Origin of the sequence: Aquamicrobium segne (assembly GCF_042656785.1) — a bacterium.
Taxonomy (GTDB): Bacteria; Pseudomonadota; Alphaproteobacteria; order Rhizobiales; family Rhizobiaceae; genus Mesorhizobium; species Mesorhizobium segne.
On record NZ_JBHSLL010000077.1, the window covers coordinates 1 to 1,418 of the forward strand.

The 1,418-nt window shown below is 55.7% G+C and carries 1 protein-coding gene and 1 pseudogene; both read right to left on the reverse strand.

Going from position 1 to position 1,418, the window contains the following annotated elements; genetic code table 11:
* Nucleotides 1–921, reverse strand: a 921-nt coding sequence (locus ACFPLB_RS17565; protein WP_378232087.1) for a Mu transposase C-terminal domain-containing protein, incomplete at its 3' end; no start/stop codon positions are given.
* Nucleotides 922–927: 6 nt separating this feature from the next.
* Nucleotides 928–1,326, reverse strand: a pseudogene (locus ACFPLB_RS17570) (DNA-binding domain-containing protein); the annotation flags it as partial.
* Nucleotides 1,327–1,418 lie beyond the last annotated feature (92 nt).

Here is a 1,418-nt window from a genome sequence, read left to right on the forward strand (position 1 = left end):
GCGGTACCGTGCCTCGATAAACCGGCCATCTGATTGGCGAACGAATATTCGGGACAGGTCTCGTGGGTCATATTTGATCTCGAGTTCGGCGCCACGACCGACATCGCGTGATAATGCATCAGACCAGTACCGGATCTTTTCCAGATGGATGCCGTCTTTTAGCAGGCGACGCCGTTCGCCAGGCAGGAAGCTGGTCCAGAATGCCATTCGATCAGATGGCAGGTTGAAGTCGACTTCACCTTGCCGTTCGCGCCAGACCGCCAGGGGAGGGCGCAACAGCGAAGTATGTATCCGCTGGTGATATTTACCGACAATTTCCAGCGCGATCCATTTTTCCAACTCGCGCAATGTAAGATTCGCGCGACCCTCTGAATCGTAGCCGCCTCGAATCTTCACATTGCTGAAAGTTGTGCCGGGCAGCAGATGCACTGCCCCCATCATTGTGCCGATCAATCGTTCGATATGTCCGCCGAAGCGGGGTGTGGCCGGCGGTCTGAACTGGAGTTTCATGCCGTACTCTTTGCAGGCATCGGCCAGCGCTCGTGACCTGAAATCTGCACCATTGTCGCAGTGAAGAACCTCGGGCAATCCGGCAACAGGCCAGGGGATGTCAATTCCTCGCTCATCCAGCCAGGCAGTCTTGTCGTATACGGAATGCAGAAGGCATAGACCGACTGACGTACTCGATGGGGCTTCCAATGATAGATGGAAACCCGCGACCATTCTCGTGCAAACGTCGATGGCGATCGTCAGAACCGGTCGGCCGATGGGCCGACGAAACTTTTCGTCAACAACAATGACGTCGACGATGGTATGATCGATCTGCCAAAGGGCGTTCGGTTTGGCGACAGTGAACTGACCAGGGCTTGGCGTCGAGGCGGCTTCAATCTCGCGTTCCCCCCGTTTGCGGGCCGCTGCCATAGGAATAAGTTCCGACACTCTACGCTGGACGGTGCTCCGGTGAGGAGGGGACAGACCTTCCGTCAGGCAGACTTCCTGAATACGTCGCAGGAGTGCAGCAAAGCTTGGTTTTTCCTTTCTAAGCCAGAAGCCATCCACTTGCTCGGCAATGACACGCTCGGTTCTCGGGTCCAGCCTGACAGCACCTGCTTGTGTGCCGCGTTTTCTGGGGCAGAGACTGGATGTTCGTTGCGTCTTTCTGAACCGTGCAGCCAGCCGAAACAGCGTTGATCGCGGGATGCCAAATTTTTCACGTGCAGCCGCAACGACCTCCGCAGTTACCACACCGCCTGTACGGCGGAGCAGATATCGAAGGAATTCCTCCGGGCAATTATCGTGATCAGGGCAATCTGGGGATGAGATCATACGCGAGACTACGGTCGATCGACCGGTCGATCAATCTCATTTTGAGTGTAACGTATGCCTGATGGAGTCTCATTTGGAGCGTAAGGTGTTAC